Origin of the sequence: Microbulbifer zhoushanensis (assembly GCF_021729055.1) — a bacterium.
In the GTDB taxonomy this organism is placed as follows: Bacteria; Pseudomonadota; Gammaproteobacteria; order Pseudomonadales; family Cellvibrionaceae; genus Microbulbifer; species Microbulbifer zhoushanensis.
In genome coordinates this window covers 174885-199846 of sequence record NZ_JAJSAO010000007.1, presented here as the reverse complement: position 1 = coordinate 199846, position 24962 = coordinate 174885, and the positions used below count along the sequence as shown (strand labels likewise).

General features: G+C 64.2%; 21 protein-coding genes. 11 read left to right on the top strand and 10 right to left on the bottom strand.

From position 1 onward, the window contains the following. Window positions 1-299 precede the first annotated feature (299 nt). Window positions 300-785, top strand: coding sequence for a DUF2306 domain-containing protein (locus tag LVD10_RS15550; protein WP_237064226.1), 486 nt, complete (start codon window positions 300-302; stop codon window positions 783-785). A gap of 13 nt (window positions 786-798) precedes the next feature. Here the strand turns inward: LVD10_RS15550 and LVD10_RS15545 are convergent, their stop codons facing one another. The 4 genes from LVD10_RS15545 to LVD10_RS15530 form a co-directional block, all read right to left on the bottom strand. Further along, window positions 799-2757, bottom strand: coding sequence for a DUF3604 domain-containing protein (locus tag LVD10_RS15545; RefSeq protein ID WP_237064225.1), 1959 nt, complete (start codon window positions 2755-2757; stop codon window positions 799-801). Between the two features lie 244 nt (window positions 2758-3001). Then, a complete protein-coding gene (locus tag LVD10_RS15540) occupies window positions 3002-4078 on the bottom strand; it encodes a lipocalin-like domain-containing protein (RefSeq protein ID WP_237064223.1) in 1077 nt (358 codons plus the stop codon). Continuing rightward, window positions 4071-6452: an FtsX-like permease family protein gene (locus tag LVD10_RS15535; RefSeq protein ID WP_237064221.1), complete on the bottom strand. Its 2382-nt coding sequence runs from the start codon at window positions 6450-6452 to the stop codon at window positions 4071-4073. Before LVD10_RS15535 ends, LVD10_RS15540 begins: the two co-directional genes overlap by 8 nt. After that, window positions 6428-7114, bottom strand: a complete 687-nt coding sequence (locus LVD10_RS15530; RefSeq protein ID WP_237064219.1) for an ABC transporter ATP-binding protein — start codon at window positions 7112-7114, stop codon at window positions 6428-6430. The genes LVD10_RS15535 and LVD10_RS15530 overlap by 25 nt, the downstream gene beginning before the upstream one ends. A gap of 150 nt (window positions 7115-7264) precedes the next feature. On the opposite strand from LVD10_RS15530, the gene LVD10_RS15525 reads away from it, so the two are divergent. Continuing rightward, window positions 7265-8233, top strand: a complete 969-nt coding sequence (locus LVD10_RS15525) for an endonuclease/exonuclease/phosphatase family protein (RefSeq protein ID WP_237064217.1) — start codon at window positions 7265-7267, stop codon at window positions 8231-8233. A 66-nt stretch (window positions 8234-8299) separates the two neighbouring features. Here the strand turns inward: LVD10_RS15525 and LVD10_RS15520 are convergent, their stop codons facing one another. Further along, window positions 8300-8992 (bottom strand): CAP domain-containing protein, encoded by a 693-nt coding sequence (locus tag LVD10_RS15520; RefSeq protein ID WP_232940786.1) that lies wholly within the window; start codon window positions 8990-8992, stop codon window positions 8300-8302. Between the two features lie 125 nt (window positions 8993-9117). Between LVD10_RS15520 and LVD10_RS15515 the strand changes: the two genes are divergently transcribed. The 5 genes from LVD10_RS15515 (at window position 9118) to LVD10_RS15495 (ending at window position 13722) form a co-directional block, all read left to right on the top strand. After that, window positions 9118-9993, top strand: a complete 876-nt coding sequence (locus tag LVD10_RS15515; protein ID WP_237064215.1) for an alpha/beta fold hydrolase — start codon at window positions 9118-9120, stop codon at window positions 9991-9993. Window positions 9994-10172: 179 nt separating this feature from the next. After that, complete coding sequence (locus tag LVD10_RS15510) at window positions 10173-11042, top strand: putative selenate ABC transporter substrate-binding protein (protein ID WP_232940784.1); 870 nt, start codon at window positions 10173-10175, stop codon at window positions 11040-11042. Then, window positions 11042-11719: an ATP-binding cassette domain-containing protein gene (locus tag LVD10_RS15505; RefSeq protein WP_232940783.1), complete on the top strand. Its 678-nt coding sequence runs from the start codon at window positions 11042-11044 to the stop codon at window positions 11717-11719. The genes LVD10_RS15510 and LVD10_RS15505 overlap by 1 nt, the downstream gene beginning before the upstream one ends. Beyond that, window positions 11716-13251 carry a PhnE/PtxC family ABC transporter permease gene (locus tag LVD10_RS15500; protein WP_237064213.1) on the top strand — a complete coding sequence of 512 codons (1536 nt, stop codon included), beginning with the start codon at window positions 11716-11718 and terminating at the stop codon, window positions 13249-13251. Before LVD10_RS15505 ends, LVD10_RS15500 begins: the two co-directional genes overlap by 4 nt. 87 nt (window positions 13252-13338) lie before the next feature. Further along, entirely contained in the window at window positions 13339-13722 is a 384-nt protein-coding gene (locus LVD10_RS15495) for a DUF805 domain-containing protein (protein WP_232940781.1), read from the top strand. A 207-nt stretch (window positions 13723-13929) separates the two neighbouring features. Here LVD10_RS15495 and LVD10_RS15490 read toward each other — a convergent pair whose 3' ends face one another. Continuing rightward, window positions 13930-14772 (bottom strand): helix-turn-helix transcriptional regulator, encoded by an 843-nt coding sequence (locus tag LVD10_RS15490; RefSeq protein ID WP_237064211.1) that lies wholly within the window; start codon window positions 14770-14772, stop codon window positions 13930-13932. A gap of 120 nt (window positions 14773-14892) precedes the next feature. Here LVD10_RS15490 and LVD10_RS15485 point away from each other — a divergent pair, with 120 nt between their 5' ends. Both LVD10_RS15485 and LVD10_RS15480 read left to right on the top strand, forming a co-directional pair. Further along, the gene (locus LVD10_RS15485; RefSeq protein WP_232940779.1) at window positions 14893-15195 is read left to right on the top strand and encodes a family 43 glycosylhydrolase; all 303 of its coding nucleotides are present in this window, start codon (window positions 14893-14895) and stop codon (window positions 15193-15195) included. A gap of 163 nt (window positions 15196-15358) precedes the next feature. Further along, window positions 15359-15586 (top strand): dihydroxy-acid dehydratase domain-containing protein, encoded by a 228-nt coding sequence (locus tag LVD10_RS15480; RefSeq protein ID WP_237064209.1) that lies wholly within the window; start codon window positions 15359-15361, stop codon window positions 15584-15586. Here LVD10_RS15480 and LVD10_RS15475 read toward each other — a convergent pair. Both LVD10_RS15475 and pepB read right to left on the bottom strand, forming a co-directional pair. Further along, a complete protein-coding gene (locus tag LVD10_RS15475; RefSeq protein WP_237064207.1) occupies window positions 15583-16770 on the bottom strand; it encodes a DUF3667 domain-containing protein in 1188 nt (395 codons plus the stop codon). The two genes, LVD10_RS15480 and LVD10_RS15475, sit on opposite strands and share 4 nt — an antisense overlap. Before the next feature lie 79 nt (window positions 16771-16849). Next, entirely contained in the window at window positions 16850-18139 is a 1290-nt protein-coding gene (gene pepB / locus LVD10_RS15470) for an aminopeptidase PepB (protein ID WP_237064205.1), read from the bottom strand. Window positions 18140-18373: 234 nt separating this feature from the next. Between pepB and LVD10_RS15465 the strand changes: the two genes are divergently transcribed. Together LVD10_RS15465 and LVD10_RS15460 are read left to right on the top strand one after the other, a co-directional pair. Then, the gene (locus tag LVD10_RS15465) at window positions 18374-19276 is read left to right on the top strand and encodes a tetratricopeptide repeat protein (RefSeq protein ID WP_237064204.1); all 903 of its coding nucleotides are present in this window, start codon (window positions 18374-18376) and stop codon (window positions 19274-19276) included. Window positions 19277-19407: 131 nt separating this feature from the next. Next, window positions 19408-20811: a hypothetical protein gene (locus tag LVD10_RS15460; protein ID WP_237064203.1), complete on the top strand. Its 1404-nt coding sequence runs from the start codon at window positions 19408-19410 to the stop codon at window positions 20809-20811. Here LVD10_RS15460 and LVD10_RS15455 read toward each other — a convergent pair whose 3' ends face one another. Next, a complete protein-coding gene (locus LVD10_RS15455; RefSeq protein WP_232940773.1) occupies window positions 20812-22230 on the bottom strand; it encodes a rhomboid family intramembrane serine protease in 1419 nt (472 codons plus the stop codon). A gap of 250 nt (window positions 22231-22480) precedes the next feature. Further along, window positions 22481-24655 carry a mechanosensitive ion channel domain-containing protein gene (locus tag LVD10_RS15450; RefSeq protein ID WP_237064202.1) on the bottom strand — a complete coding sequence of 725 codons (2175 nt, stop codon included), beginning with the start codon at window positions 24653-24655 and terminating at the stop codon, window positions 22481-22483. Between the last annotated feature and the right edge of the window lie 307 nt (window positions 24656-24962).

Sequence of the window (24962 nt, the reverse complement as noted above, 5' to 3'; positions counted from 1 at the left end):
GCACGGCGTCTTGGCGCCGGGCCGGGTAATACCGGCAGGCCATTGTAAATCAGGCGCGGCAGGTTGCGCCAAGGGCGGCTGCCGGGTCATGGATGGTGGATACCGGCCCGGTCCCGGGTGAGAACGGCGGCTTGACCGGGGTCAGGAAATCCGACTTACTGTGTAGCGCGGTATCCGGGCACGGGGCCTGGGCAAAACCACGGGGTAGTAGGGAGCAGGCGCTGGTTCACGCGCTGGAAAACAACTAGGGATAGGTGCCGGTGCATACAAGCTGGCCCGGCCGGGAGGGAACCTGAATCATGTTGGGCACTATTCACTTTGTACTCGCCTGCGCGTGTCTCGCATTTGGAGCGGCGGCGCTGTTGCAGAAAAAAGGCGGGAGGAAGCATCGTTGGCCGGGCTACCTGTACTGCGCCTCCCTGTTGCTGGCTAACCTGAGCGCGCTGTCGGTGTATGAGGACTCAAGCACCGCCGGCCCCTTCCATATTCTTGCCTGGATCAGCCTCGCCACCCTCAGCGCCGGGTTTATCCCGGCCTTCCTGCGCAGGCCGGCCAATGGGTGGATGAACCTTCACGCCTACTTTATGAGCTGGTCCTATGTCGGCCTGGTGGCCGCTGGCGTCGGGCAACTGCTGACGGAGTACTCGACCCTGTCCGGCACCTTCGCCGTCGGCTTGCCGTCCCTCGTCATCGTGGCCGCTGGCGGGTTGATGATTCATTCGCGCCTGCCGGAGACCCTTACCTCGCTGGCCTCACGGAGTATCCAGCCCCAAGAGACAATCTAGCGGCCCACCCTGCTTACGGCGAATACCAGATCGGCGAGGTCCAGGCGCGTTCCTGGATTGTCTCCGGCAGGCTGTCGGGCGGTTCGCGCCCCAGCTTTGCGGCATCGTAGGTGGACCAGCGCGGTGTGGGGATCTCGATTACCCGGGCGTAATAGAAAGCATGTTGTGCCGGGTCGAATTCCTCGTCCGTCCATACTGCGGAGAGCTGGCCGGAGCCGATATCGTTGGTGTAGGTTGCCTTTTCCACATTGACGGTATTGCCCACCGGCGGCACCTTGCCATCACTGCCGGGCTTGCGATCGCCGGACAGCGCCACATCGTAAATTTTCTTGTGCTGCTTGCCGTCCTTGTCCACCCAGCCCTTGATGATCTGGATGCGGTCCAGGTTAGCCCCGGCGCTGTCTTTCATCGCCTGCACCAGGAAGACCGGTTTCCTGTCGCCACTGCCTGGCTCCAGGTTGCCACCCATGGGGACGCCCTTTTCATAGGCAGCCCTGGCCCAGTCGCCCTGCATACTGTCCTTGTCGTAATCCCAACCACCGAAGAAGCGCACCTGCATCCGGGTGCCGGAAGTTGCGTAGGTTTCCTTGCGCTTGATTGCATCCCAGATGGCTTCCCGTGTATTTTCCGGCGCCCACACCGCGGCAAGGCCACCTGAGCTGAATTCCCGCACGCGCTGGTTGTTCACCTCATCACCAGGTACCGGGCCATCCAGCCGGTGTTCCGCTTTCGACTCGATACCAAATTTACCGGTGTAGTTGTCCTCTTCTATGGTGGCCGCGGAATTGTGGGTATCGGAGTCGCCGATCAGTCCGAACACATAGGGGTTGCCCCTGCCCTTGGCGGCCATGGCCAGCCCATCGAGATAGGCCTGGCGGGCGTAGCTGCCTTTCTTGTTCTTGGGGCGTTCCACCCTGGTGGAGGAGAGGGTGTAATCCCAGATCTCGAAACCCGCGAATTCGTCGTTGGGCGCCAGCTCCGGATGGGTTTCCGATGTGCCCTTGATCTGCGAGACCTCGTATACCGGCTCATTCCGGACCCGGGTCTCGATATAGTCCGCCGTCAGTGGCTCGCCATCGAGCGCCACCGGGAACATCAGCCCGTCACTGGCATTGCCGTTATGGGGAATGGCAAACAGGGTGGCGCCGCCCTCGCGCATCTTCGCCATCCATTTCCACAGGTCGCGGGGATCGTCGGAGTCCAGCGCCGAGTAAGGCATATCCGGAACACCCTCGGAGGTGCGGAATACCACCACCCGGTGCAGGTTCAGCTTGTCCGGGTTCGAGGTCCACTCGAAGGCGGGGAAGGTGGTGAACTTGCCCGGCTTGTAGTGCCTGTCAGCAGTCTCCACCATTTCCTGCCAGATGGGTTTGGTAATCGACGGATCCGACAAGGCCGGGTCCGAGTTGCCCGGCTGCATCGAGTCCAGCACACGGGCATAGGCATCGAATGCCACTTTGGTATCGTCCGAGGTAATTTCCTTCGCGATCGGCAGCTTGCTGGCCGGGCTCTCCGGGTCGTACATCTTCTTGAACACGCCCAGGTACTCGGCGTGGTCGGATACCGAGTAGAAATCCAGTGGCCGCTCGATCTGCAATTCGCCACCCAGTGTCCCGGCGGAGATGGCCTCACCCTTCGCCCAGCGGTAGGCGTCATCCGGGGTGGTGGTGGCGCCATTGGTTACTGCATCAAATGAGTAACTGGTGTGGACGTGGAAGTTCCCGAAATAGACGTCTGTGGCTATGTCGCCGGTGACATTGCCGGCAGCCGCATCGCCATCCCTTTCCCCGGTTGCCGCCTCTGTATCAGTGCTTCCAGTCTCCGCATGGCCAGCCGGGACTTCTGGCCCTGCCGACGCCTCACCATTTTCCGCGCCGGCACTTGCATCCGGTTCCGGTGCGGGCTTTTCGTTTTCACCACCGCAAGCGGTGAGCAACAGGGAAAGCAGCAGTAACTGGCTGAAGCGATGCATTTAATCCTCCCGCAGCCGGGCATCGGGGAAACACAATGTTGCAGGAATCATAGGATGGCATTCGAGGCCACGCCGCCTGGCACCGGTGACTGGCGCGCCCGTCCTGCGACCTACATCTGCTATTCCGCAACCAGGGTATATTGCCGCGCCGGGCCTGCACCCACAGCGCGATATGGAAAAGGGAGTGGTGCAATCAGGCAGGGGCGGGAAATTTCCCGCGACGCCGGCAGCGCGCCGGGCATATTCAGTTGCCGTAGCCGGTCATCTCCAGGTAGCCCTCACCGGCGTGGCTGCCGCTGACACTGACCGGGCCCTCCCAGTAACGCAGGCTGCCCGGGTTCCAGTAATCGCCGGGCCAGGAACGGACTTGCAGGTCCAGGTTGGCAGCCGGAACCCGCAGCTGCCAGGCGACCGGCACCCGGCCAAAGCGGCTGTCGCGGTATTCACGGGGCTGCAGGCTGAAGTCGCCGGCACTGAGGTTACGGGTGGTGCCGTCGGCTTCTACTAAAGTGCCGGAAAAATAGGGGTCGGCACCGCGCAGGCGGAACACCATCAGGTGACGGCCATCCTCCAGGTGCAGCGCCAGCCAGTCCCAGCCCTGCTGGTCCGGTTTCAGGTACTGGCTGCTCCACTCCCGGTCGAACCAGCCCCGCCCGCTGACCGGAAAATCCTGGCCATCGACCTGCACCGTGCCGTCAATTGCCAGCATTGGATAGCTGAAATACATCGAGCCGCCGCCACCGGCGGACTTGGCACTGAAGCCGCGCTCACCGTGAAATACCGGGGGCAAACGTGGCTGCAGTTGCAGGCGGTAGGCGAACTCCCCACCGTCCACCGCCAGCGACCAGGGTTTGCCTTCGTCACTTTCCAGCTGCCAGTGGTCAATCCAGGCCCTGAAGGGCCGTACCGTGATGCCGGCCTGGCCGGTGCCGCCGCGGGCACTGCGGGCGGCAAACCGGTGATCACCCGGGCGGCTGAGTGCCGCGTGGGCGAGCCAGACCTCATTGCGGTGCCAGCCGGGCTCAGGGTTTTCAAAGGGCCCGGGCTTCAGGCCAAACCGGAACAGTGTCCACTGCACACCGAAGCGCTCGCCACCGGCGCCCTGCAGGTTGGCGGTCAGGTACCACCACTCGAGGCGGTATTGTCGGTGCGCCCCCATATCCTCCGGCAGGCGGACGGTCATACCCGGTAGCGCCTGCCGAAACTGCCCGGGGGCGTCGCTCAGGGCGCCGAGGGATTCCCCTCCTTCGCTGTTACCGGCGCGCTCGCCACAACCGGCCAGTATCAGAGCAAGCAGTGCGAGCCGGAGCAGGCTATTCATTTTTCAGGGTCTCCAGTCGCACCGGGTTGCGCATCAGCAGGCCCACCAGGGCACCGATCAGCAGGCTGGCCAGCCACACCTGCAGCCAGAAACCCGGGTAGAGTTCCAGTGGCAGGGACCAGCCAAAGGCAACCGGATTGATCCGCGCCACCAGCACCCAGCTGAGGAAAACTCCCAGTGGCGTTGCCACGATTGCCAGCAAGCCGGTGACCAGCATGCTGTGGGCCACCAGCCGCCAGCGCAGCTGCCGCCGCGGCACGCCGTACACATGCAGCAGCGTATAACTGCGTTGCCGCAGGCGGAAAATCACCAGCCCCATCAGTGCCAGGGCGGTGCCGGCGAGGGCCAGCGTCAGGATATTCAGCAATCGGGTCATGCGGAAGGTTCGCGCAAAGGCGGCGCTGGCGGCGCGCTTCAGGCCCGGCTGGTCCCGCAGGCGCCCGCCCGCCAGCCAGGGATATTGCTCCGGCCAGTCCTGCCAGCCCGGAGTGGCTGTGTCGTTCACCCCCAGCACAAAGGTGGTGTAGCGCTCGGGCAGGGAGTCCGGCACCAGCGCCAGCGGTAGCAGCAGTTCGCCCTCGGGCCTGCCGTAGTCGGCATAGATACCAATCACTTGCCGTGACAGTGGCGCGCTGCCAAGCCGGAACCGCACCCGGTCCCCCACCGACAGCGACTGTCGCCGGGCCAGCTGCTCGTTGACCATCACTCCCTGTGCGGCAAGTGCGGCCCAGGGCCCGGGAGCGGCAGCCAGTAATGGCCAGTCCCGCACCAGCGGCGAGGCCGGGTCCACGGCCATGACGTCCACCGCCTGGCCGTCGAGCAGGCCGCGACCGCGTACCATGGGCAACACCGTTTTCACTCCGGGCAATTGCTGCAGCTGTTTATTCCACGCGGCGGTCGCCACGGGCCGGCCGGGATCCAGGTAGAGATCGCCCTGCAGGCGCTGGTCGAGCCAGCGCCCGAACGTGGACTCGAACCCGGTGACCATCGCCTGCACCCCGATCGCCGCCGCAATGGCGAATGCCAGTGCCACCAGCGGCAGTTGCAGCAGCCGGCACAGTGCGCGCATCTCCGAACAGGACCACTCCAGCAGCGGCGCACCGCTGCCCATCCCCGCCGCGCGGCTGCGCCGTTCGGCCCGCGCCAGCAGCCGGTCCAGCAGCGCGGGCAACAGCAGGCCGGCGCCCACCAGGCAGCCGGTGGCGGCGAGGAATACCAGCCACAGTTTTTCCGTCGCCAGCAATACAACCAGGGAGGCCGGCACCAGCAGCAGTGCCACCATTAGCAGGGCCAGCTGCCGGCGTCGCCCGCCTTCCAGTTCCGTGCCCGGCCGCACGCGCCGCAGTAGCAGCAGGTCGATACAGGCCCAGCCCACCACCAGCACCAGGATCAGCACCATGCCGAGCCAGGTTTCCAGCGCGGGCGGGCTTTGCGCCAGGATGTCCACGCTGAACAGGCCGCTGAGCGTCCACTGGAAGCCGCCGGCCAGCGCAGATGCCAGCATGGCCCCCAGCCACACACCGACACTGCCGCCCGCCACCGCCAGCAGCAGCACCTCCGCCGCCAACACCAGCCGTAACCGGGCCACCGGCACGCCCAGGCGCACCAGGATCTCGAGGCTGCGGCGTCGCTGCTCCAGCGCAAAACGGTAGATGCTGCGCACCAGCAGCGCGGCCACCAGCAGTGCCAGCGCCCCCAGCGCATCCAGGTTGAGCAGGAAGGCTTCCACCAGCGACTCCGGTTCGACACCGTAGTCCTCGACCCGGGTGGTATACCCCGGCGGCAGCGCCCGCCCCTGTAATTCAGCCGCCGGCAGCAGGATCTCGAGGTCGGCACGCCCGCCGGAAGCCAGCTCCGCGGCGACGGCGATATCCGCCAGCAACAGGCCCGGCGGTATGCCCTCGGCCGGTTGCAGCCGGTAATCGCCGCTGCCCGGCAGGGAGAGTTGCCGCCAGCGCGCCAGGTCCCGCGCATTGCCCAGCAGCAGGGGGCGGGCGGGCCCGGCCAGCAGTTCTTCCACCAGCGGAGATTCGCCGCTGTACTGCCGCAGGCAACCGGCCGTGAACGGATCGATACCCACGACTTCAGGCGCCTCGCTCACCGGTATATAAACCTGCAACCGCGGCGAGGCACACAGCCCCGCCCGGCGCAGGCGGGCGAAATCCTCCACCCCCACGGCACGGCCGTCGACGCGCAACACACTCAGGCGCGGCTCCAGCGCCGCCCGGGACTGGGCGACGGCCTCCTCCGCGCGGCCGGTCAGGGAGCGCACCCCGCTCCACAGGGTGGCGGCGCAGGCCAGGATCAGCAGCAGGCCGGCCAGTTGCCCGGGATGGCGCCGGTAGTGGCTCAGGAAGACAGTGCCGAGTCCCATGGCTCCAGGGCTCCCTGCCGCAGTTCCAGCACCCGGTCACAGCGCCGGGCAAGCTCGGTATTGTGGGTGACGATCAGGGCGCCCAGCGCCCGCTCGCGGATGGCGTCGAAGAACAGCGGCGTTACCCGCCGGGCGGTGGCCTGGTCCAGGCTGCCGGTGGGCTCGTCGGCCAAAATGATTTCCGGCTCCATGGCGAAGGCGCACGCCAGTGCCGCCCGCTGTCGCTGGCCGCCGGAAACCTGGTCGGGATAGCGCCGGGCAATGTCGGCAATATCCAGGCGCTCCAGCAATGCCTGGCCACTATGCTGCTGCAGGCCGGCGAGTCCGGCGCGAAAGGCAATATTGCGCTCCATTGTCAGCGTGGGAACCAGGTTGCCGTCCTGGAATAGGGTGGCAATGCGCGTGCGGCGCAGCCGGGCCCAGTCGTTTTCTGCCAGCCCGGCCGCGTCCCGGTCGAGCACCCGCAGGCTGCCGCTGTCCGGTTGCAGCAGGCCATTGAGCAGGTTCAGCAGGGTGCTCTTGCCGGAGCCGGACGGGCCGATAATGGCCACCGCCTCACCGCGCCGCAATTCCAGCGACAGTCCCCGCAGCACGTCGATCCGCTCGCGCCCGTTGCGATAGGACACGCACAGGTCCCGCGCCTGTATCAGGACTTCGTTCATGGCTTCCCCGGTTGGAGTCGGCCCCGGCCGACAGCAAAACGCATCAGGCGACATGCCGCTGGAGATCAAAGTATAGGGCCCGGCAGGACTATGCTTTCAGCAACAGGGTACGCCGTCAACGGGATACCGGACGCCCGCGCCGGAGGGACAATGGCCTCGATCCATGACAATCCACCTGCAGCCGTCCGCGCCGAGCTCGACGCGCTGCGCGCTGCCCTGGATGCCGAGATTCCGCCAAAGGCCACCAGCAACCTGCTGATCGCAACCTGGAATATCCGCTCGTTCGCCTCATTGACGCGCAAGTGGACCGCCACCGGTGATGCCAGTCCCAAGCGCGACCTGCGCGGCTTGCGGGCGATCATTGAGATCCTCTCGCGGTTCGATGTGATTGCCATCCAGGAAGTAAAGGGTGACCTGCGCGCATTGCGGGATGCACTGGCATTCCTCGGTGAGGACTGGGCCTTCCTGATGACCGATGTAAATATCGGTGACGCGGGTAATGATGAGCGGCTGGTATTCCTGTTCCAGCGCTCACGGGTACGCCCTTCAGGACTGGCTGCGGAGATTGTCATCCCCCCAGAGCAGCTGCAAGACACCGGGCAGGAAGTGCTGCACGAGCAGTTCGTGCGCCCGCCGTATGCCGTCAGTTTCCAGCGCCGCGACACCACCTTTATCCTGGTGACACTGCACGTGCTTTATGGTGACCGGGAGACAGACCGGCTGCCAGAACTCAGGGGCGTGGCAAACTGGATGGCCGACTGGGCGCGGCGCTCGAATCGCTTCCATCACAACCTGCTGACGCTCGGCGACTTCAACATAGACCGCCAGGGAAGTCCCGGGCACGATGTTTTTATCTCCTCCGGCCTGACCGTGCCGGACATCCTGATCAACCAACCCAGGACCATCTTCGATGATCCCGGGGATCCGGACGACGACGCTTTCTATGACCAGATTGCATGGTTTACCGTCGGCGACCAAGCCCTGCTGGACATGGAAGTGCGTAGCGGCGGCAGCTTTGACTTTATGCCCCACCTTTATGCCGGGCTGGGCCTGAGCCGCACATCGGTCTCCTACCGGATATCCGATCATTACCCATTATGGATCGAGTTCGGGATCTGAGTGATTGCCGGACCCGGCCGAAAGCCGCTGTTGCTGCAGCGGCACGGATAAAAGTCCCGGCCCATGTTATTCCGCGCGGTAGGGAAGCTTGCCCCTGAAGTTGCCCGCCGGCGCATAATTACAGGCGATATAGGTTTTGTACCACTTGCCCGACCGACACTGGTATGAACCACAGCCCACCGCCTTGGGCAGCCGGTTGCCGGCGCTGTCGAACACTTCCGTGGCATTCCAGACCAGCTGGGTGTAATGGCCCACTACCGGGCCGCGGCTGGTGAAGGGCCGGTAGCGGTACTGGTTGGCCTCGGACAGCCAGGAATCCACCGCCCGGCTGATGGCCCCTTCCCCCACCGGGAAAATATCCCCCCGGGTGGATGAGAATACGGCCAGGTTCTCACCAATGTGCCGGTAATGCGGGTTGCCGCCATTGGCGTGGAAATCCCGCACCCGGTTGCGGTTGTGCCTCATGGCGTCGCGCTCGCACATCTGCCGCGCCCAGTTAAATGCGGTGATGCCCAGGGCCCGGTCGTGCACCAGCATATCCACCGGTGGCAGGGGTTTGGGGCTGTTGGCCAGCCGGCCGCGATTCAGTTGCTTGCGCACCGCATTGTGTAGCCGCACCGCCGCGCAGGCGTCCCCGTCCAGGCAGAGCCCCGGGTGGCTGTCCGGTAGCGAGGAGGCGGGGCCGGCAACGGCGAGTTTGGCTCCTGGCATTACCAGCAGGGCCAGCAGCGACAGGCAGAAAATAAATGTACGTTTCATCGGTGTCCCGGGGTGGTGGTCTTCCCAAACCTTAGTGATGCGCTGCCACGCATTCAAGCGGAAAAGGGCCGGGCGGCGGGGGTTCGCTATGCTTGTAGCGTTCATGCCGGGGAGGACACCACCGCGTGCTTCATGCCGTTTTCCGTTTCAGCATTCTTGCCAGCCTCTTCCTGGGCCAGCTCGCCAATGCGCAGGTCGCGGGGTCGGCGGACGGCAACTGGCAGCGTTCGGTGGTCGACCTGGGCAGGGCCAAGCTGGAAATTTTCCAGCAGGGCAGTGGCAGGCCGGTGCTGATGCATCCCTCCCTGGGTCGCCCGGCGCAGGACTTTATGCAGGTGGGCGAGAGCGTGGCGGCGGCGGGCTACCGGGTGGTCCTGGTCAACCCGCGGGGCATCGGCGGCAGCACCGGGCCAATGGATAACGTCAACCTGCAGGTGCTGGCGCGGGATCTCTGGGCCGTGGCCGACAGCCTGCAGCTCGACCGGGTGTTTATCGTCGGCCAGAATTTCGGTAACCGGGTGTCACGCGCGGCCTCGTGGCTGCAACCGCAACGGGTGACTGGCCTGGTATTGATGGCCGCCGGTGGCGAGATTGAGCCGGACCGGGCGGTATGGGAGGAATTCCAGAAGGTGTTCGATCCCGACCTGCCGCAGGAGCAGCACCTGCAGGCAGTGGCCGACTCTTTCTTCTCCCCCGGCAACGACCCCTCGCTGTGGAAGGATGGCTGGCATGGCGAAACCGCACAGAAACAGATGGAGGCCGCCCGGCAGACCGATTTCGAGCCCATCTACCTGGGCGGCACGGCACCGGGGCTGGTAATCCAGGGGCTGGACGACAGGATCGCGCCGCCGCAGAACGCCTGGAACCTGGTCCAGCGTCGCCCGGACACCCGCCTGGTGGCCTATCCCAATATGGGCCACGCGATGCTGCCCGAGCAGCCACAGGCGCTGGCCAACGCATTGATTGATTTCCTCGACAGCGTGGAGGCTCCGGACCAGTAGGGTCCTGCCCATGCACCAGCATGGGTCACCTGACAGAGAATTCATCCGCATTTTCCCCGCCCCTGCCCCTACCCCGGATTCGGGCGGGCAATGCGCCGGCAGGGCGCTTGTATAATCGCGCCCCCTGGGCTAAAACGGCCCCCCGCAATTCCACCATTTCCATCGCAAGGCACCGAAACATGCGCTACCTGTTCGCCGTACTGGCACTGCTGGTATCCCTCGGCAGCACCGCTGCCGATAACCAGCGCCCGCAATTTACCTTCACCGCCATTCCCGACCAGAACGAGGCCGAGCTGGTGCGACGCTTCCAGCAGGTGGCCGATTACCTTTCCAAAGAACTGGATGTCGATGTGAAATACATGCCGGTAAAGAGCTACCCGGCGGCCATTACCGCGTTTCGCAACAACCAGGTGCAGCTGGCCTGGTTTGGCGGCCTGTCCGGTGTGCAGGCGCGGCGCGCCGTGCCCGGTTCCGAGGCCATTGCCCAGGGCTACGAGGACCAGTTCTTCAAGACCTACTTTATCGCCCACGCAAGCGCCGGCCTGCAACCAGCCGAAACCCTGTCCGACACCCTGCGCGGCAAGACCTTTACCTTCGGCTCCAAGGGCTCCACTTCCGGGCGCCTGATGCCCGAGTTCCACCTGCGCGAAACCTTTGGCGAGGCCCCCGGCGAGATTTTCTCGCGGGTGGGTTTCAGTGGTGACCACAGCCGTACCATTGCCCTGGTGCAGTCCGGTGCCTACCAGGTGGGCGCGGTGAATTACGCGGTGTGGGAAAAGGCCGTGGACAAGGGGGAAGTGAACCCGGACCAGGTATCGGTGATCTGGACCACGCCCGCCTATGCCGATTACCAGTGGACCGTGCGGGGTGATATCGACCGGCAACTGGGTGCCGGCTTCAAGCAGCGACTGACCCGTGCGCTGCTGAAACTCGAGGACGAATCGATCCTGCGGGCCTTCCCGCGCTCCCGCTTTGTGCCCGCGGATAACGACGTTTACCGGGCGATCGAGGAAACAGCCACCGCCATTGGCCTGCTCGACGACTTCTGATGCCGATTGCGATTGAGCTGCACGACTGTGACCTGTCCTACCCGGCCCCGGACGCGGGCGGGCCGGAGCAGCTCGCCCTGCGCATCGGGCACCTGGCCATCCGCGAGGGGGACCGTATCGCCCTGCTGGGCAGGAGCGGCTCCGGCAAGAGCACCCTGCTGCGCCACCTGCGCAGCCAGCTCCCCGGCACCGCCAGCTGGTGCCCGCAGGAGACATCGCTGGTGCCGCAACTCAAGGCATTCCACAACATTTACGCCGGCGGCCTGGACCGCCACTCCGGGCTGGCCAACCTGAGGACGCTGTTCCTGCCGTCAGCAACGTGCAAGGCGGAGATCGGCGAGATCGCCGCCGCCCTGGGCATCGACGAGCTGCTCTGGCGCAAGACCGATGAACTGTCCGGCGGCCAGCAGCAACGCGTGGCCGTGGCCCGGGCCCTGTACCAGCAGAATCCCTTCCTGCTTGCCGATGAGCCGGTATCGGCACTGGATCGCCAGCAGGGTGAGCGGGTGCTCACGCACCTGCTGGGCCAGCACACCACCGCGGTGGTGGCCCTGCACCAGGCGGACCTGGGACTGCGCACCTGCAACCGGGTGATCGGCCTGCAGGACCGGCGTATCCAGTTCGACCTGCCCGTGGAGCAGCTGGAAGAGAGCGCCCTGCGGCGGCTCTACCAGTGACTGCGGCGCTGCGCTTTTTCAGCCAGCGCCGCAGCCTGCGCCGGCTCAGTTTTTACTTCGCGGTATCGGCGCTGCTGTGCCTGGCACTGGCGGATATCGAGATCAGTGCGCCGGACCCGGGCCACGAACTGGGGCTGATGCTGGCGGGCCTGTTCAGCCCGCGCATTGCCGACCTGGACCAGTGGCTGGATGCCAGCCTGACCACCGTGGCGTTCGCGCTGCAGGGCGTGACACTGGCGGCGGCGCTGGGGCTGGTGCTGTCCGCGTTTTACCAGCGACCCTGGGCGCGGCGGCTGGCGGCGGGCCTGCGCTCGGTGCACGAGGTTTTCTGGGCGCTGATTTTTATCCAGGTGTTCGGCTTTTCTTCCCTGACCGGCGTGCTGGCCATCGCCCTGCCTTTCTGCGGCACCATCGCCAAGGTGTTCGGTGAGCAGCTGGAGGAAATCGACCAGCGCCCCGCCCGCGCGGTTTCCCCCGGTCGCGGCGGTATCAGCCATTTCTGTTATACCCGCCTGCCACTGGCCCTGCATGCCATGCGCAATTACACCGCCTACCGCATGGAATGCGCGATTCGCTCATCAGTGGTGCTGGGTTTCATCGGCCTGCCCACTATCGGCTTTCACCTGGAGACCGCATTGCGCACCGGTGAGTACAGCGCCGCCAGCGCCCTGCTGCTGACAGTGCTGGCGCTGGTGTACTCCCTGCGTTTCTGGTTCCGCGCCCGCTGGCTGCTGTTGCTGGTACCGGCTGCCTTTGTCGCCAGGCCGGTCACTGCGGAGTGGAGCGCTGCCAACCTGCTGCGTTTCCTGTGGGAGTGTGTGCCGGCGCCACTGCGCCAGGACTGGCCGCTGGAGAAAACCCAGCGCTGGCTGGGCTGGCTGGGTGAGCAGGTCCTGGCCGGCACCTGGAACACCGTGCTGCTGGCCCAGGTGGCGCTGGTGCTGACCGCCCTGTTCGCGCTACTGGCATCACCACTCAATTCCTCCCACTTTGTCAGCGGCTGGTCCCGCCGCGCCGGCGACAGCCTGCTGCTGGTACTGCGCTCGCTGCCGGAGTACCTGCTGAACTTTATTTTCCTGATTGTGCTGGGCCCCTCGATGCTGCCTGCGGCACTGGCCATGACGCTGCACAATGGCGCCATCATCGGTCACCTGCTGGGCCGGCACAGCGATGAAGTCCCGCCGCCACCCGTACCGGCGGGCCCGCTGGGCCGCTTCGCCTACTTCTACGTGCCCACCCTGTACCAGCGCTTCCTGGCCTACTGCTTTTACCGCTGGGAGATCATTATTCGGGAGACCGCCATGCTGGGTGTGCTGGGCATCCCCACCCTGGGGTTCTATATCGATTCGGCCTTCCAGTTTATGCGCTTCGACGTGGCCATCCTGCTGATCGGCGTCAATGCCGCGCTGATTCTCGGCGCCGACTGGCTGTCGCGCCGGCTGCGCCGGCAGTTCCTGCTGGCAGCGCCACTGGCGGGACCGGCATTGCCGGCAGAATCCGGCGCCTTCCGGAGGCCACTGCCAGGCGCCTGACTGCCCGGGACTGGTCTAACCTCAAGTTAAGGTGCGGTCCCGTGGCCACATCGAGGCAACAGGCGTAACCGGCAGCGGAGATTCCCCATGAACTGGTACCTGGCAGCCCTGCAAAAATATGCGGTATTCCGCGGCCGGGCCCGGCGCAAGGAATACTGGTACTTCGTGTTGTTCAATATCCTGATCAGCCTGGTGCTGGGCGCGGTCGACAGCGCCACCGGCATGTTCCACCCGGAAACCGGGCTGGGCACGGTGAGCGGCATCTACGCGCTGCTGGTGCTGGTCCCCTCCATCGCCGTCACGGTGCGCCGCCTGCACGATACCGGCCGCAGCGGCTGGTGGTTCCTGCTGGCGCTGATCCCCGTGCTGGGCACCATCGTGTTGCTGGTATTTATGCTGCTGGACAGCGAACCCGGCCGGAACGAGTACGGCACCAACCCGAAAACCGGCCTGCGGGACGTGCTGGAATAGGCGCCCGCGTACCACCCGCCGCCCCGGCACCGGATATCGCTCTCCGGCAAAGAAACTCCATCGGCATACTAACCGCTCAGCAGCCCATGCCCATGGGGCTCAGTTCGGGCTCACTATAGGGGCGTTTGTGCCGGTGATGCACAGCTCCTCCCATCAGGAATTACGGGCGCATTGCCGGTCGCCCCCGGGTCCCGGCAACGGAATTGATTACAGGTTTTCTACCGTCGCCTTGCGGAACTGCTGCGGCGTGACGGAGAAAAGTCGCTTGAACTTGCTGCAGAAGTGGGCGCTGTCACTGAACTCGCACTGGCAGGCAATATCGGCGATACGCAGCCGGGTATTCACCAGCAGGTAGACCGCGTGCTGCAGCTTGCGCTTGAGGAGAAAATCCTGGTAGCGGAGGTTCAGGGTCTGGTGGAACAGCCGCGAGAAATGGCTGCGGGAAATACCGCAAAGTGCTGCCGCATCATCCAGCGGCAACGACAGCTGCTTGCTGTCCTTGAAGTGCTGCAGTACCGGTTCCAGCCGCCCCACCGCCGACGAGCGCCCAGTCAGGCCGGCGCCCCGGCTCGCCACCAGCTGTGACAGGTTGTGCACCAGCAACTGCATGACCCGGTTGCGCAGGGTTACCTGTGCCGGCTGCTCATTAATATCGCAACACCAGTCCAGCAGCATCGTCAGGCGCTCCAGCTCGCGGCCGTCCACCCGGTTCAGGAAGGGGGCAAACTTCTGCAGGTCGGCTTCCAGCTCCTGGCCCTCCAGCAGGGAGGGATCGAACTGCAGCAGGAAAAAATCCTGGTCGCCGCCCTCCATGTGCAACTCGTGCACCGTCAGCGAAGACAGGAACAGCACACTGCCGGACTCGATATCGAAGCGCTCGCCATCCAGCATGGCGTAACCCCGGGCGCGGACGAACACCATCACTTCCAGCAACATATGAAAATGCGGTGCAATTTCCAGCGGGTTGCCCTCGGGAAAGTGGTAGCGCGCCACCTTGACCGCCTGCCCCGCCGGCAGGTCGACGTTTTCGTACACCAGAGCGCTGTGCATCTTGATTCCCCGGATACGGTGTTATCAATATTTTTATATTTATTAGGGTTTTTCTTACAAGCTTGTGCAGTTCACATCAATATCATACTGCAAATAATGGTTTTGCACACGGGGATACCCATGCAGTCCCCACCACCGCCGGCCACCACCCACCGCATCCGCAACCCCATCCTGCCCGGCTTTAACCCGGACCCCGGCACCATCCGTGTAGGCGACGATTTTTATATCGCCACTCTACCCTCGAGTGGTTTCCGGGTGTTCGCATCCACCACTCCCGCGGCCTGGTCAACTGGCGCCTTGTGGGGGGAAGTGCTGACCCGGCGGGAACAGGCAGACATGCGCGGCCGCGGAGCGGGCGATAAGCACGTCCACAATTTCACCTTCCGCCACCTGGGCCTGGAAGGCCGACGCCAGCCTCGGTGAGGGCCCCACTTGGGTTCCGGTCGAAAGAACCCGGTATCGGGTGGATATCATCGAACAGCGACTCTTTCGCTATATGCCGGCCACAGAGAGATGAGGAAGCTGGGTCACCAGTTCACTACCCTGGCACCGCGATAGGGTGGCGGCTTCGTCGGGACTTTGCGCAATGACATTACGCTGCTCGAACCCCCTGGCCGAGAGCGGTCCGGTGGGTTTCCCCGGCTCGGGGGAGGTAGTGAAGGTGCTGCCGCCGAGGGCGCTGGTAAAGCGGGGCACCACCTGCCTGCCCACCATGGGAGGCGGGCGCCAGAGTGGTACCCCAGGCAGCCCCCCGATCCTCAGCATCCCTCCCGAGGCAGCCATCGGCGGAGGCCTGGAGGAGCATCAGAGCTAGAGACTGACCAGGGTTGCCAGCGCTGTAATGGTGGTCGCGAGGCCCACCAGAATACAGTACAGGATACCCAGCACGCTGTATTTAAGCAGGGTCATGGCCCAGCCCTGTGCATACACCCGTTTTTGCATCAGCAGCAGGTACAGCGGCATCCACAGGGCCAGCAACATGCCAGCCCACCCCACGGCACCCCGCAGGACCCCCGGTGCCAGGGTATCCTCCACCTCGCTCAACAATTCAATCAGCAACAGCGCCAGGCACAGGAAGGCGTGGCTGTGGAGGGCGACTATCAGGTGCTCCATGTACAGGCGACGCTGGAAAACATAGAGCACCCACAGCATCAGGGAGAAAAGCGGCAACAGGACCAGCAGCATGGAGGGAATAGCCCCGATAAGAGCCTCCCGAAACAGGTTCGGGTCGTCACGGATTACCCGGGCATTTTCATCCACGCGTTGCAACCGCTCGCTCAGCCAGGCGTTCACCCCCGGACTGAAGTTTTTCACTTCAGTCCACTCGCTGCCATCGGGTGATCCAGGCTCTTCCGCGCTCGTCACCGCCTCGGATTCCACCGGAGCAGATTCTGTGGGCAACTCACCACCCAACTGTTCGATACGCCGGTCGGCCTGGCGGTCGACCTGCTTCCGAGCAGCTGCAAGACCATCATTCAGTACGCTCGGAACATTCTCCTGCTGGCCCTCGACGATGGCTTTGTCCAGCCCGGCAAGCGCCTCCCGGCGCAGCTCCTCGACTTCCGCCACCGTTTCCGCATCGGCAAAATCGCCCATCACTACCTTGTCGGGTACCAGTTCCGTACCCCAGTCAGTGGTCAGGCGCATCACGAAAAAGGTGGTCAGGCAGAGGAAGATAAACAATCGCACGGGGCTTACATAGCTTACCCGACGGCCCGCCAGGTATTCCCGGCTGAGATATCCCGGTCGCAATAACAGCGGCACCAGGGTGCGCCAGATGCGGGAGTCGAGCGCCAGTAGCGTATCGAACAGGTCGCCAATCACACTCGAGAAGTGCCGCACCAGCCCCTTGACCGGCTGTCCACACTGGTGGCAGTGCGGCCCCAGCAATTGCGTCTGGCAATTGGCACAGGCTCGCGGGTGGGAGGGGGTAGCGGTGTCTGTCACGGCTTCCCCGGTAACAACCGGCTCCCCCGCTGTGACGGTTTCAGTGTGCATCTCAGTGATTTCCGTTTTTTATTATTGGGTTGCTCCGGCGCCGGCCGGCCCCGCCCATCAGCGTGGCCGGCCGATTATGTCAGCAGTCCTGCAGGAAACGCGCGATGGTGCGCAGGCCGTGCCCCTTCGCCCCCTGGGCCCACTGGTCGTTGCCGGATGGCAGGTAGGAGCCGGACAGGTCCATATGCACCCACTTGCGGCCGGTATCACGCACAAAGCGGGCCAGGAATGCCGCGGCAGTGGAGGCTCCGGGACTGCCTTCCACGCCCACATTGGCAATCTCCGCAAAACCGGAGGGGATCTGCTCCAGGTGGAAGCTGTCCAGCGGCAGGCGCCAGGCCTTCTCGTATTCTGCGGCGGCGGCGTCCAGCACCCGCTGGGCGGTGTCATCCTCAAAGCTCATGACAGAATTGTAATCGCGGCCCACCGCCATCTTGGCGGCACCGGTCAGCGTGGCGGCATCAAGGATCCAGCGGGGCTCCTCTTCCGAGGCGGCAATCAGGCCATCCGCCAGCACCAATCGGCCCTCCGCATCGGTGTTGAGGATTTCCACCGTCACACCGTTCTTGTAGCGGATGATATCGCCAAGCTTGTAGGCATGACCGGAAATCAGGTTTTCCGCGCAGCACAGGTACAGCTTGACACGCTTTTTCAGCCCGCGCGCAATCGCCAGCGCGAGGCCACCGCTGACCATGGCTGCACCACCCATATCGGATTTCATCGCCGCCATATTGTTCGACGGTTTGATGCTGTAGCCACCGGAGTCGAAGGTAATCCCCTTGCCCACCAGGCAGATATCCACCGGCGCCTCGGGGTCACCGCCCGGGTTGTAGTCCAGCTGCAGCATGGCCGGCTCGCGTACGCTGCCGCGGCCCACATTGTGGATACCGGCAAACCCCTGTTCGAGCAGGGAATCCCCGGCAATGATCTGGTAACTGATCGCATCCGGCGCGAGCTTCTGCAGCATGTTGGCCGCACTCTCCGCCAGTACCCGCGGGGAGATATCCTCCGGCGTGCCGTTGGTCACCTCCCGTACCCAGCGCGCCGCGGCCTCCCGGGCCTGCAATTCCTTCAGCTGGCGACCGGAAGACAGGCCCCAGTCCAGCTGGTTGTCCTTCAGCGGGTTGTAGTAACCGGCCCAGAATGCCCAGCGACTTTCCAGGTCCCAGCCGTCCCCGGCCAGCTCCACGGCCGGTACACCCATGCCATCGAGCCGTCGCGCAGCCCGCTGCGCCGCAACATTGCCGTCACCGTTGGCACCTGGCGTATGTACCGTGGCCACGGCGCCGGAGAAACTCAGCAGTGCCTTGTCACCCCATGCTTCTGCCGCGGGGTTCTGTTCCAGCTTGACCTGCATTGCTTTCGTCATAGTCCACCTTGTTGTGAATTGGCTTACAGTTTGTTCCATCGATTTGCGCAATATTCTAACAGGCGCAGGCGGCGATACCTGCCTGCTCGGTCGCGAGCCGCCCATGGGTCGGCGCTCAGTACCTGTTTCCGCCGCCGCAACAGATTCCGGGAATTCATTATGGCAGCCGCCTGTAATTACCATCCGGCCAACCGGGCCACCCATAACTGCGAACGCTGTATACGGGGGTTTTGCATGGCCTGCTTTCCCGCTGCCGCAGCCGATCCTCACCAGTGGCGGCAACGATCGCTGCGCTGCCCGCTGTGCCGCAAGCCCCTTACCCCCCGCGCCCCGGTTGGCCTGCACCGCTGGCTGAGTGTTCTGGCTCCACTGCGCCACCCGCTGCCCCTGGCCCTGCTGGCGCTTGCAGCGGCCGCAAGTTTTTTCCTCCCCTCCGGCCCACGGTGGCAGGTCCCGGCAGTCTGGGGCGTAACGGTTACCCTCATCGTACTATTTATCCTCGCACGGCGACGCAGGCCGGCAGCCAGCGTAACCGCGGTAACACCACGCACCGAACGGCGCAGGAGCCCCGCAACACCCGAAGACACTGACCGCGACAGTGCTCTGGCCCGGGCCAGGATCCTGACCGTCGAGGGGGATTACAATGGCGCCCGACGTGTGCTGATGGATGCCTTGCGCCGGTACACCGGCGATCCGGAACTCAACGAGCGCTACTACCGGCTGCTGCTGGTTTCAAAGGATACCCGGTCCCTGCGGGAACTGGCCCCGCACCTGCTGGAAAAGCTCGTGCGGCTCAATCGCACCCACAAAGCGGCCAGGTTTTACCTGGCCACGACACCCCGCCCGATTATTGACAAGTCACACCTGCGCCACGCCCTGGCCGAGGCCCTGTTCCGCCAGCGCAAGTTTGTAGAGGCGGCACACCTGCTCAGAAACCTGCACCGCGAGGACAGCCACTACCGGCAACTGGAGGCGGCCTACCTGCTATTGGCACGCATTTACCTGGAGGGGCTCAAGCGCCCGGATGATGCTGCGCGGCTGTTGCTTTACCTGCGGCGGGAATTCCCGCGCGGTCGCCTGGCTCGCCAGGTCCAGGCACTGCAGCAGCGCGTGGCAAACACCCGACAGCCGGCCTGACGCCTTTTCTTACCCATATCCATAATGCGAGGCCCGAGGTGGTGTAATCCGGTGAAATTGCGGGCGTTTCAACGGACCGTTTACACTTGCGCCAATTAAAAGGAATTTCTGCCAGATTCAGGGAAGGCACAATGGCGCAATCCTGCGATTACCACCGCCGCTCGACTGCCGAATGGCACTGCGCGTCCTGCGCGAAAGATTTCTGCCGCGGCTGTATACCGGGCGCCGCTGCCAACTACCACAACGGCCAGCCCGAGTGCCCGCTTTGCCGCAAACCGCTGGAATACACAGGTGCCTGCAATAATGCCCGGCCCTTCTGGCAGATGGGCCCCTTTTTCTTCCGCTATGCCCTGCAACCCGGCCCCCTCACCGTTGTCGCCCTCAGTGCCCTGGCGAGCCTGCTGATTTCCGGCCTGAACCTGCTGTCCCTGGCGATGCTGGTGGGCGCCATGGCCCTGGTGACCCGCTACAACCTGCTGGTAATCGAGACCCTGGCCCGGGGTCGCATGAAGGCCCCGGCGCTGGGTGAAGCCCTGGATGGGCGCAGCGCCGTATTGTTCCTGAAGGTGATCGCGATGATGCTGGTGGCCGGCTTTGTCGGCTACAAGTTGATACCGCTGGGGGAACGGGCGCTACAGCTGTACTCGATCGCTCTGTCCCTGCTGGCGCCAGCCGCCATGATCATCCTCGCGGTGGAAGGCAGCCTGCGCGCAGCCATCAATCCGTTGAAGCTGTTTTATTTCACGGTGGTCATAGGCTGGCCCTACTGGCTGTTGTGGCTCACCACCGGTGCCGTGTCTTCGGCGCCGGGGTACCTGATCCTGGCAATCGGCGACGAACTGCCGCGCTGGGCCATCATGCCGGTCATCGCCGCCAGTACCGGCTATTTCTATATTGTCACCAGCGCCATGATGGGCTACATCTGCCTGACGCGACAGCGGCAACTGGGTATCAGCCCGGACCTGGAAGACGATGCAGAGCTGATGGACGAGGCAGAATTCGAGCGGGCGAGGACGCTGGCAGAAACCCACATCCTGCTCAGTGAAGGGGATTATTCAGGGGCGCGCCAGGCGCTGGTGCAGACACTGCGGCGTTACAGTGAGGACCCTGCCCTCAACGAGCGCTACTACCGGCTGCTACTTGCCCAGCGCGATACCGGGGCCCTGCGGGAACTGGCGCCCCACCTGCTGGAGAAGTTCGTCCGCCTGGACCGGGCGTACAAGGCAGCGGAACTGTACATGGCAACTGACCCGGTGCCTGTCATCGACAACTCGCGGCTTCGCCACGCCCTGGCCGATGCGCTCTACCGGCAACAGAAATTCCGCCCGGCGGCGCAGCTGCTGAACAACCTGCATCGCGACGACCCCGCTTACGGCGCACTCGACGCTGCCTACCTGTTACTCGCCAGGGTCTATATCGACGGGTTCAACCGCGAGGACACGGCGCGCAAGCTGCTCAGTTTCCTGCGCAAGAACTTCCCGGACAGCCAGTTGCGCGATGAGATCAGTACCCTGCAGGGAATCCTGGCCGGCTGATCAGTCCGGCGCTCCGGCGGTCTGTGTCAGCCGCAGGATTTCCCGCGCCCGCACTTCCTCCCCCAGTCGCCGGTAGTGCTCCACCAGCGCCATTCCCAGCCGTGGCAGCAGCGGGTGCTGTACCTGCTGCTGGTTGAGGCGGTGGAGCAGGTCCTCGAGCCAGCCCCAGTTGCGATCGCGGGCGGCCCGGCGGGCCAGCAACAGACAGGCGCGGCCGGTCAGAGCCCGCGGTTGTGCAGTCAGGTCCAGGTAGCGGTAGTAGTTGGCTGCGAGCGTATGCCCGTCTACAGCGGCATCGTCAGCCAGCCCGAACAGGGCCAGATTGGCGCGGTGGAAACCCTCGCTGTCCGGCGCGACGGCATTGAGGCTGATCGCGAGTTCAATCAGCGGCACGGAGCGGGGGAATGACCCCAGCGCGGCCAGCGATGCCCGGGCCGCCTCGTCCAGCCGCCCCTCTTCGTGCAGGTGACCGATACGCTCCAGGGCGTGGTGTTCACCGGAGGGCAGCTCTCCCTCGTCGGTCGCGCCCTCCACAGGCAGTGCGTGAACCCCGCCGCGGTAGGCGACATAGGCCAGCGCGGCGATGAAACCGGCCACCAGGCCGCCGAAATGCGCCCAGTAGGCAATGCCCGCATCGCCGTAGAAGTAGCCGAATACTTCCTTGCCCAGCCACAGCGGCAGGACCAGTAACGCCGGCGCGCTGAATTCGCCGAACAGGAACCCCACCGTGTAAAAGAAGCGCAGCCGCCGCACACCGTAGACAGCCACGAACATCCCCATCACCGCGGATACGGCACCGGATGCCCCCACCATCGGCACCGCACTGCCGGCCTCCACTGCCATATGCAGTCCGGCCGCGGCCAGCCCACCGAGCAGGTAGAAGGCGGCAAACCAGATTCCGCCGAGGGCCAGCTCCACCGACAGCCCGAATAACAGCAGGAACAGCATATTGCCGATCAGGTGGTCCCAGCTGCCGTGCAGGAACATATGCCCCAGCAGGCCTTTGGCGTCGGGATCCGCCGGCACCAGCCCCAGTGCCAGCGTGCTCACCCGGTCCCGCAACCCGGCAAAGTGCTGCCGCTGGGCAAGCCATTCCGTTTCGCCCTCACTGCGTAACTGGGGCAGCAACCACTGGTGGAACTCGACATTCCACAGCAGCTCGCGGTACACGAAATCCTCCCCCATGGCGTCCATCTGCATGCGCCACTCGGGGTGCTCTTCATTCACGTAGATCAGGAACCGCTGCTCCTCGAGGACCGGCAGGTCACTGGAGAAATAGTAATTCTCGGCTTTCTGCCAGCGCTCCTCATCCCCACCCTGGTAGAAAACGAACATCAGCAGGTTGATCGCGATCAGCACAAAGCACATCAGCGGGGGCCGGCGCCAGTCGGGCTTGTTCTGGACAGGGATAATCAGCAATGGGATGTCCTTGCAGGTCGCGTCATGGTGCCAGCACCGGGTATGGATGGAAGGCCGGGCGCAGAACGCTGTTCCTTCTTTCTTTTTCCATGCGCAAAAATGTCTTATCGGGCACCGATCGTCAAATTGCTTTCGGGACTCCGGGGGAAATGTGGGTCATGCCGGTGCAATGCCCACATGTTGCGTCATATTCGACCTTACCAGACACACGGGAAAAGTTTTAGCTCGCCGGTGCCCGGGACCTGCCTCACTATTCCCGCTCGCCCCGTTGCAGGTGTAGTGGTACCGGCGGCTCCCAGCTGCGTACGTGCACATCGCGCTGCGGGAAGGGTACCTCGATGCCGCGCTGGTTGAACTCGCGCAACAGCTCCAGGTTATAGAGGGCGTAGGGGTCCCCCAGGGGCGAAACCATATTGCTGTTTACCCAGACCACCAGCTTGAAGTTCAGTGCGTTGTCACCGAATTCCATCAGCCAGACCTCGGTCTTGCGCTGCCAGTCGGTGTGGGTGATGTTCACCCGCTCGGCCGCTTCCATGGCCGCCTCGCGCACGACATCGGGATCCGAGCCGTAGGCAACCCCGAACGGCACATGGATACGCCGCACCGGGTCATCCAGTGTGTGGTTGATCACCCGCCCGGCAACGAACTCGGTGTTGGGCACCAGGATATCGATATTGTCGCGCGTGGTAATGCGTGTGGAGCGGACATTGATGTCGCGTATACGGCCGAACACCCCCGACTCCAGCTCCACCAGGTCGCCGACCCGCAGCGGCTGTTCGAACAGCAGGATCAGGCCCGAGATAAAATTGGAGAAGATTGCCTGCAGGCCGAAACCGATACCCACCGACAGGGCACCGGCAACCAGTGCCAGCTTCGACGTATCCAGTCCCAGCATGACCAAAGCCACTAACAGGCCGGTTGCGATCAGGCAGTAGTGCAGCACCCGCCCCAGGTTGTACATGGACGATTCGCTGGCCCGGTTTTTGGCCACCAGCCGGCCGAGGAAGCGGCGGGCGAGGTTGGAAACCACGAAGGCCCCGATCAGCACCAGCAGGATTTTGGCGATGTCCCGCAGGGAAATCGGGTTTTCTGCGATACTGAACAGTTTGTAATTCGCCAGGTTGCGCCAGCTGGTGGCCACCACATTACCCAGGTAACCGGCCTGCTCGCGCACGGTGCGCCACCACCCCTGGCGCTGCTGGAATACCTTGAGGGCCGCGGACTCATAACGCAGGGCATCCTCAACCAGGTCATCGATGCGGGTTACTGCGTTACTGACTTTCTCGAAGTAATTCCACCAGCGGTTCATTACCTCACTGTCTTCCCGCCGCCAGCTGGCCACCTGTCGCTGGCGTACGTTCAGCTCGCGTAACGTCTTATCCACCACGCCCCGCGCTCGCTCCACCAGCTCGCGACTCTGCACCAGGTTCACGTCTTCCGCGTCCGGGTTGAGGACGTTGTTCATGGCCAGCAATTGCTCCAGCTTGTGCCGGCGCAACTGCTCTTCCGTTTCCTGCAGGCGCAACTCCATCAGTCGCAGCTCGCGCTCCAGTCGCAAGCCGGGATCGGCTGAGCGCGGCCGGGTTTCGGCCAGCTGCTTCTCCTGGGCGGAGGTCTCGCTGATCGCCTCCTCCTTCTTCTCGATATCCTGCTGCAGTTTTTCCGCGGCCGCTTCACTGTACTGGAGTTCCGCCAGCATGCGCTCCAGCTGCTGCTCGGCGAGCCGGATTTCCTCTTCCCAGGCAGAGGTCCGTTCCGCCACGGTCTTGCGACGCTCCACCACATCCAGGTGACGCAACTGGGCCAGCAGCAGGTTCAGGGTGGCCACCTGCACCGCGGTGGGATCGCCACTCACTTCCCGCAGCGCCGCCACCTGCTTGCGCAACCGGTCGAGGGAGGCGGCCTGGGATTCATCGAGACTCTGCGCTTCCAGCTGCATGCTGGAAAGGCGCCGGCGGGACTGGGCGACAATCTGGTCAGTCTGGGCCCACTGCAGGACATTGGGGTTCTGCGGGTATTCGACGTCGGGCAGGAAGGGGGTTTTCTGGTATTCCCGGTAACGGTCCCAGGTATTGTCGATGTCCTCCAGCGTGGTAGTGATCGAACGGGCGAGATCCTGTACCGGTTTGCTGTCCGGTAGTTTTTCGCGTCGCTCCTGCCAGGCTTCCCGCAATTCCCCATACCACTGCTCCCGTTGTTCCCGGGTGGCGTCGGGCCAGCCGGTCCACCAGTCAGCGGAGAGGTTATCGAAATCGGGAATCTCCGGCGCAAACTCCTCGGGCTTCTTGGTGCCGGGTAATTGCGCCAGCGCCTGGCAGGAAAAAAGAGTCAGCAGTAATGCCAGCAGGAAAGCTGCCGCCCGGGAGGGCAATGGCAGTGTTGCGCCACGAGCGCACGGAGGGGAAAGTCCGGGATCACCCACCATAGCCGTATCAGTCCATGAAAGTCCCTGGCGCAAGAAATGCACGAGCGCGCGGGTGCCGGATGCATCCGCGGACTCAGTTTTCAGTGTAGTCCAGCCGCTTTTCCAGCCTGTCAGCACCGATAGATTCGCGCCAGGTCGGAGCGGTTGCGGCTGTCCCGGTCGCGATAGTGACGGTGGCGGTAATGTGCATGGCAGGCACTCAACCGCCCAAGTCCATGCAATGGACGCAGAACCCCACAGTCAATGTGGCATCCGGCTGCTGGAGAACCGCCTCAGCTGGCGCCGCCGCGAGCCACGACCGGTCCCG